The organism is uncultured Methylobacterium sp. (assembly GCF_964251405.1).
GTDB lineage: Bacteria > Pseudomonadota > Alphaproteobacteria > Rhizobiales > Beijerinckiaceae > Methylobacterium.
The window spans coordinates 1,817-9,053 of sequence record NZ_CAXUJR010000017.1 but is presented as its reverse complement, the minus strand read 5'-3'; the positions used below and the strand labels follow the sequence as shown (position 1 = coordinate 9,053).

General features: G+C 71.6%; 6 protein-coding genes. 3 read left to right on the top strand and 3 right to left on the bottom strand.

Features of this window, described 5'->3' with window-relative positions:
- On the top strand, positions 1-1,792 hold a 1,792-nt coding region (locus tag ACFE7U_RS05215; RefSeq protein WP_375408673.1), incomplete at its 5' end, for a CHASE2 domain-containing protein.
- A gap of 16 nt (positions 1,793-1,808) precedes the next feature.
- Here ACFE7U_RS05215 and ACFE7U_RS05210 read toward each other — a convergent pair.
- On the bottom strand, positions 1,809-3,134 hold the full coding sequence (locus tag ACFE7U_RS05210) for an O-antigen ligase family protein (protein ID WP_375408672.1): 1,326 nt from the start codon (positions 3,132-3,134) through the stop codon (positions 1,809-1,811).
- Between the two features lie 151 nt (positions 3,135-3,285).
- On the bottom strand, positions 3,286-3,669 hold the full coding sequence (locus ACFE7U_RS05205) for a DUF3307 domain-containing protein (protein WP_375408671.1): 384 nt from the start codon (positions 3,667-3,669) through the stop codon (positions 3,286-3,288).
- A gap of 274 nt (positions 3,670-3,943) precedes the next feature.
- Here ACFE7U_RS05205 and ACFE7U_RS05200 point away from each other — a divergent pair, with 274 nt between their 5' ends.
- Complete coding sequence (locus ACFE7U_RS05200) at positions 3,944-4,771, top strand: hypothetical protein (RefSeq protein ID WP_375408670.1); 828 nt, start codon at positions 3,944-3,946, stop codon at positions 4,769-4,771.
- On the opposite strand, the gene ACFE7U_RS05195 is transcribed toward ACFE7U_RS05200, so the two are convergent.
- Entirely contained in the window at positions 4,749-5,432 is a 684-nt protein-coding gene (locus ACFE7U_RS05195) for a DJ-1/PfpI family protein (RefSeq protein WP_375408669.1), read from the bottom strand. The two genes, ACFE7U_RS05200 and ACFE7U_RS05195, sit on opposite strands and share 23 nt — an antisense overlap.
- Positions 5,433-5,658: 226 nt before the next feature.
- On the opposite strand from ACFE7U_RS05195, the gene ACFE7U_RS05190 reads away from it, so the two are divergent.
- A partial coding sequence (locus ACFE7U_RS05190; RefSeq protein WP_375408702.1) for an ArnT family glycosyltransferase occupies positions 5,659-7,237 on the top strand: 1,579 nt, incomplete at its 3' end.

Below are 7,237 nucleotides of genomic sequence, written 5' to 3'. Positions count from 1 at the left end.
CTCGGGGGACAGCTCGGGCATGCGGGGCAGCCTGCCCGATCACGACGAGACCCTGGCGGCGGCCTTCGCCCGCGGCCGCGTCGTCTCGGGCTACGGCCTGTTGCGGTCCGAGAACGGCGGCAGGGCTCCGGCGAAGCCTGGCTTTGCCGTGCTCGGGGACGACCCCGCGAGGCACCTTCCGGCCTTCGCCGGCGTGATCCCCAACGTCCCTGTCCTCGACGAGGCCGCGTCGGGTCACGGCAGCTTCACCATCGCCGCCGGCCGCGACGAGATCGTGCGGCGTCTGCCGATCCTCAGCGCCCTGCGCGGCAGCCTCGTCCCCTCGCTGGCTCTCGAAGCGCTCCGGGTCGCGCAGGGTGAGGATACGATCCGCGTGCGGACCGAGCACAATGGCGGCCCGGATGGCGCCGTGACCGGTTTCACGGTCCGGGTCGGTGCCGTGGAGATTCCCCTCGACCGCGAGGGAGCGCTGCTCCTGCGCCAGAGCGGCAGCGTCCGCGAGCGTTCGCTCCCGGCCTGGCGCCTGATGGAGGCAGACCGCGGGGTGTCCCATCGCGATGCGGTGGCCGGGCACATCGTCCTTCTGGGCACCAGCGCGGTCGGCCTCGGCGACCTGCGCCCGACCCCCCTCAACGCCTACGAGCCCGGCATCAACGTCCATGCCGAGGCCCTGGAGCAGATCCTCGCCGGCACACACCCGGTCCGGGCGGCCTGGGCCGGCGGCGTCGAGGTCCTCGCTGCCGCTGTCCTGGCCCTGGCTGCGGCCTGCGCCGCGGCCTTCCTCGGGCTGCGGCTGTCGACGGGTATCGCCGCCGGGCTCGTCGCCGGCCTCGGGCTCGGGGCCTGGCTGGCCTATGCCCGTGCCGGGCTCGTCGTCGATGCGAGCCTGCCCGGGCTCGCCGTCCTGGCGGCCTTCGCCGCCGCGATCCTGACGCGCCACCTCATCACCGAGCGCGACGCCGTGCACCTGCGCCAGGCCTTCACGCACTACCTCTCGCCCGACCTCGTCCGGGCCCTGGCGGCGGATCCCGGCCGGCTCAAGCTCGGTGGCGAGACCCGGGTCATGACGTTCCTGTTCACCGATCTCGAGGGCTTCACGAGCCTCACCGAGACGCGGGGAGCGGAGGCCCTGGTCGCCCTCCTCAACGGCTATCTCGATGGGCTCTGCGGCGTCGCGATGGCCCATGGCGGCACCGTGGACAAGATCGTGGGCGATGCGGTCCACGTCATGTTCAACGCGCCCCTCGACCAGCCCGACCATGCCGGGCGGGCGGTGGCCTGCGCGCTGGCCATGGATGCCTTCGCCACCGCCTTCTCGGCGGCGCAGCGCGAAGCCGGCGTGCCCTTCGGCAAGACCCGCATCGGCGTCAATACCGGCCCGGCGGTGGTGGGCAATTTCGGCGGCGCCCGGCGCTTCGACTACACGGCGCATGGCGACGCCATCAACACCGCCGCCCGGCTCGAGGCCGCCAACAAGGCGCTCGGCACCCGCATCTGCATCGCCGGCAGCACGGTGGCCGGCTGCCCCGGCGGCAGCTTCCGGCCGATCGGCACGCTGATGCTGAGGGGCAAGGCCCAGGGCGTGCCTGTGTTCGAGCCCGCCGCCTCCGATGCCGATCCCGCCGCGTTCGAGCTGCGCTACGCGGAGGCCTTCGCGCGCCTCGCCACGGGCGAGGAGGAGGGCGCGCAGGCGATGTTGGCCCTCCACGCCGAGCGTCCCGACGACGCCGTCCTGGCGCTCCATGCCCGCCGCATCGGGGCCGGCGAGCGCTCGCTGCGCATCGCCGCCTGACGTCCGGGGCGCACGGTCAGCGGCGCTCCGGCAGCGCTCCGGCGATGACCGGATGGCCGGCGCGGTAGCGAAGCCCGAACACCGCCACGGCGATGAAGAAGGACAGGCCGTTGGTGGGCACGTAGAGGTTGGTCTCGAACACCGTCAGCAGCAGCACGAACAGCCAGATCCGCAGGAACAGCAGCGCGAGCGGATCGATCTCCCGTCCCCCGGCATGGCTCTGGAGGTCGCGCAACGGCGCCAGGACGTACCACCATAGGGTCAGGGCGAGACCCGGCAGGCCGATGTCGAGGGCGACGCTGAGATAGCCGTTATGCGCGCTCTTGATCGCGTTGACCCAGCTCGTGCCCTCGCCGCCGCCCCCGTAGAACACGCTCTCCCAGAAGGCGCCGTAGCCGTATCCGATGAGGGGGCGCTTGGCGATGTTGTCGAGGGCGAACTGCCAGATCTCCGTGCGCCCGGTGAAGCTCGCGTCGTTCAGGACGGTCGCGACGATCGTCTCGACGAAGGGGACCAGCAGGGTGCCCACCGTCGAGGCGAGCAGGAGCGCCAGGGGGGCGATGACGAGCGCCGCGCGCCACCACGTCGCCGCCGAGAGGGTGCAGAGCCACGACAGCACCAGCACCGCCGGCATCAGCATCGTCGACGACTTGGCGAAGGTGAAGGCGAGGAACACAGCCGAGGCGAGCGCCAGGGTCGTGCCGAGGACCGGATAGCCGACGCGCCGGCAGAACAGGCCGAGGAACACGAAGGTCGCCATGATCGATCCGGCGCCGTTCTTGTGGTCGTAGAGCCCGCGCCAGTTCCCCGCGTGCTCGGGCTCGCTCACGTCGAGGGCGGTGTGCATCGACAGGTCGGGAGCCAGCACGAGACCGAGATAGGAGACCGCCACGATGGCGAGGGCCGTGCCCCCCACCGTCAGGGCGAACTGGCGCAGGTTGCGCGCAAGGACCAGCATCGCGGCCGCCGCCGCCATCATGATGAGGAGAGAGACGAGGCGCCGCCCCGAGGTCGCCGGCTCAACGGAGGTGGCGGTCGTGAGGCAGAACCAGGCCAGTGTCGCCAAGGCCGGCAGGGTCGCGAGGGGCCGCAGGGTCCCGAGGCCGCGATACAGCAGCAGCACGCCCGTTGCCGCGCCGATCGTGAGGAAGAGGATCTGGTTGAGGAGGTTTCCGCCGGCCCCCGATTCGATGAGGTAGGTTCCGGTGCGGTCCTGGAACGGGCTCGGGCCGACCAGGATGACGAGCAGGATGAGGACCATCGCCCCGACCCGCAGGACGTCGGGAATGTCGCCGGCCATCGTCGCCGCCGTGCCCGGTTCCGTCGCGATTCCCGTCGTCATGTTCGCGATCCCTGGTCGGGACGAGCCCGATGCGGTTTTCGACACAGGACGGCCTGCATCCGTCCCGGTCCGGCACTCATGCGTTTCGAATGCCAGGCCGGAGCCCGTGCCAAAGCCTCGCTCGCGGATTCCATGCCACGCCGGTCAGGCGTCACAGACTCAGGAAGGCGGTGACGAGCCCGAGATCGGTCAGGCCGTGGAGCAGCTGATCGAAGCCCATCAACCACCAGAATTGCGGCTGCGCCGGGACGAAGCCCGTACGCCGGCCGATGATCGCCTTGCCCCGATCCACCGTGAAATGGATCGCGAAATCGACGAGGCACAGCCACCACAGGCGCGGCGCGACTACGAGGGCGACCGCCAGGGTGAGCGCGGCGTGGCTGCCGGCATGGGCGGAAAGCGGCCACACCCAGTTCCGCTCGCCCTCCTTGCCGCGGGCCATCCAGTTGGTCTGGAACAGGAAATCGGCGAGGTAGTGCTTGGTCGCCATGACGGCGGCGAGCGCCGTCACCGTCCAGACGGGGACCGGAATCATGATCGCAGTGTCTCCTCGCCCGCCGGATCGAAAGGAGCCTCTAACAGGAGGATCGGGGATCTGGCCAACATCCTGGTCAACGTCCCTGCGGCATCGGCTCGGCGAAAGCCGACGATCCGCGCGAATTAAGGATGACAACATTCTACGCGGTCACCGCCCTCGCACCGAGATGGGGGCCGGCGCTAGATCGAGCCTGATGAACCAACGGTCGTTGACGTCGACTCTTTAGACCCGTCACGGCCGGAGGCCGCTGGCATGAGACGGAGCGGCGACGATGGGTGCCCTGAGATCGAGCCTGAAGGCCATGACGGCCGCGGTGTCGCGCCATCCGGCCACGGCGCGGGCCTTCGAGAGGCTGTCGACCTCGCTCTTCTACAACCACGTGGCCTTCGTGAAGGGCCGCCATGTCGCGGCGATCTACGAGGCCGCCGGCGGGGTCGTGCAGGACGGCCCGTTCGGGGGGCTGAGGCTCGGCCGCACCATCCATTGGGGCCACGACATGATCGCGATGCTGCTCGGCCAGTACGAGCAGGAGGTGGCCGCCGCCCTGTTCGCGCGTGACCTCGAGACCTATTCGGTCTTCGTGGATATCGGGGCCGCCAACGGCTACTTCGCCGTCGGCATGGCGCTGAAGGCGGGGCTGCCGGTGGTGGCGTTCGAGATCGACCCGGCCTCCCGGAGCGTCATCCGGGCGAACGCCGCCCTGAACGGGATCGACCTCGACCTGAGAGAGGAGGCGACGCCCGCCGCCCTCGAGGCCGTGCTCGGCCGGGTCGAGGGGAGGGCCAAGGGGAGAGCTCTGATCCTCGTGGACATCGAGGGGGCGGAGCTCGCCGTGCTCGATCCCGCCGCGGCCCCGAACCTCGCGGCGGCCGACCTCGTCGTCGAGAACCATGTCGTCGAGGGACGCGCCAGCGTCGCCATCCTGGCCGAGAGGCTGGCGGCGACCCACGATGCCGTCCCGTTGCCTCGGGAGGGGCGCAACCCGTTCCGCTCCGCTCACCTGCGCGCCATCCCCGACAACGAGGCCTGGGCCTGCCTCACCGAGCAGCGCGGCGCGGAATCGGGCTGGGTGCTGTTTACCGCAAGGGCGACCCGGTGATCGCCGCGACGATGCGCTCGCGCTCGTGCCGGCTGGCCGACATCCTTTCGCGCGCAGCGGCGAGCACGGTCGGTGCCGCTTTGTCCGGCGTGCCGGAATCGAAGGGCGGGGCGGGCGCGTATTCGAGGGCGAGCTGAACCCGCTCCGCCTCCTCCCGGCCGAACAGCTCCGCCGCCAGGGTCAGGGCGAAGTCGATCCCCGCCGTGACGCCGCCGCCGGTGACGAGGTTGCCGTCCCGCACAACCCGCTCCGAGACCGGAATCGCGCCGAAGGCCGCGAGCAGGTCGAGGGCGGCCCAGTGGGTGGTGGCCCGTCGCCCTTCGAGGAGCCCCGCCGCGCCGAGCACCAGCGCGCCCGTGCAGACCGAGGTGACGTAGCGCGCTCGGGCCGCCTGGCCGCGCACGAAGGCGAGGATCGCCTCGTCCCGCATCAGCGCGTTCACGCCGACCCCGCCGGGGATGCAGATCACATTGAGGGCCGGGCACTCGGCGATCGTCGTCGTGGGCACCAGCACGAGGCCGGTGGCGCTGCGCACCGGCTCGCGGCTGGCGGCGACGACGTGGACCTCGACCCCGGGCAGGGAGGCGAAGACCTCGTAGGGGGCGGTGAGGTCGAGCTGCTGAACGCCCGGGAAGGCGAGGAGTCCGATCTGGAGGGTCATGGCGGGATTCCGAATGGAAGGCGGCCGATCTTAAGTGGCCGATGCCCCGCTGGCACGTGCGTCATGTCGGTTGCCATCCCGTCGCGGAATTTGACTTTCCCCCCACCATCCCCGACACGAACGCCCTTCGGCGGCGCCATGACCATGTGGGTAGGACCATCGGGCCGGCCGCCGGTCCGGAGCCGCGCCATCTTCGCCGTCACGGCCGCCTCATGAATCGCCTGCCATGATCAGCCTCACGGCCGGCCGGACCCGGCACCGGGGCGATGCCCCAGGCGTCCTCGACGCCGTCTTCGGCTTTGGTGCCCGCAGCCACGCCCATGCCTGCGCGATCCTCCTCGCGCTCTGCCTCGCCTGCTTCCTGCCCGGTCTTGCCTCGCTCCAGCCGATGGACCGCGACGAGCCGCGCTTTGCCCAGGCGACGAAGCAGATGCTGGAGACCGGCGACCTCGTCGACATCCGCTTCCAGGCCGAGGCCCGCCACAAGAAGCCGGTGGGGATCTACTGGATGCAGGCCGCCGCTGTCGCGGCCGGCGAAGCGCTCGGCGTGACCGGTGCCCGCACCACCATCGCCCTCTACCGCATCCCCTCGCTGCTCGGCGCGGTGGCGGCGAGTCTGCTGGCCTACTGGGCCGCCCTGGTCTTCGCGACCCGGCGCGGGGCAGTCATGGCCGCCGCCCTGTTCTCCGCCTGCCTGATGCTCTCGGCCGAGGCGCATCTCGCCAAGACCGACGCCGTTCTGGCCGCCTGCAGCGTCGCCGCCATGGGCGGGCTCGCCAGGGCCTGGATCTGGCGGGGCCGGCGCGACCTCAGCGGGCCAAGCGTGCTCCTGTTCTGGATCGCCATGGCGCTGGGCATCCTGGTGAAGGGGCCGATGGTGCCGCTCTTCGTCGGCCTGCCCGCCCTCCTCCTGTCCCTGAGCGTCCGCTCGGGCGCCTGGCTGCTCGCTTTGCGGCCGGCCTTCGGGCTCGGGCTGACCCTGCTCATCGTGGCGCCCTGGTTCCTCGCCATCGCGGGCAAGAGCGGCGGTGCCTTCTTCGGCACCTCGGTGGGCGGGGACATGCTCGCCAAGGTCGGGGGCGCCGCCGAGAAGCACGGGGCGCCCCCGGGCACCTATCTCGTCGTGTTCTTCGCGACCTTCTGGCCTGGCGCGGCCTTCGCGGCTCTGGGCCTTCCGCTGGCCTGGGCGAACCGGCGCAAGGATGCCGCGGCCTTCCTGTTCGCCTGGATCGTCCCCGCCTGGCTCCTGTTCGAGGCGGTTCCGACCAAGCTCCCGCATTACGTGCTGCCCCTGATGCCGGCGGTCGCGATCCTCGCCGTGATGGCGCTGGTGCCGGGCAGCGCCCTCGATCCGTGGCGGGAGGGATCGCTGCCGGGCCGGATCCGCCACGGGCTCGCCGCAGCCCTCGTCGTGCTCATCCCCGCCGGCCTCGCCCTCGGGCTCGCCGGGGCGGCCTGGCATTTCGACCGGGTGATCCCCTGGGCTGGCCTGCCGCTGCTCGCCGCCGCCTGCCTCGCGGCGTTCCTCTCCGCCCTGGCCCTGATGCGCGGGCTCCATGAGCGGGCGCTCGCCTTGGGCGTCCTCGCCTCCGTGCTGCTCCTGCCCGGCGTGTTCGGCCTGAGCCAGCCGGCGCTCGCCGCCCTGAAGGTCTCGCCCCGGCTCGCCGCCATCCGCGATGGGTTGCCCTGCCGGCCCGCCGTCGCCAGCCTCGGCTACCGCGAGCCGAGCCTCGTCTTTCTCATCGGCACGGACCTGACCATGCTCAACACCGGCGCCGAGGCGCGCGACTTCCTCAAGGCCGGCG

Excerpts from the sequence above, each read along its gene's own strand:
- ACFE7U_RS05210 (WP_375408672.1), bottom strand. The coding sequence starts at position 3,134 with ATGACGACGGGAATCGCGACGGAACCGGGCACGGCGGCGACGATGGCC.
- ACFE7U_RS05205 (WP_375408671.1), bottom strand. The coding sequence starts at position 3,669 with ATGATTCCGGTCCCCGTCTGGACGGTGACGGCGCTCGCCGCCGTCATG.
- ACFE7U_RS05200 (WP_375408670.1), top strand. The coding sequence starts at position 3,944 with ATGGGTGCCCTGAGATCGAGCCTGAAGGCCATGACGGCCGCGGTGTCG.
- ACFE7U_RS05195 (WP_375408669.1), bottom strand. The coding sequence starts at position 5,432 with ATGACCCTCCAGATCGGACTCCTCGCCTTCCCGGGCGTTCAGCAGCTC.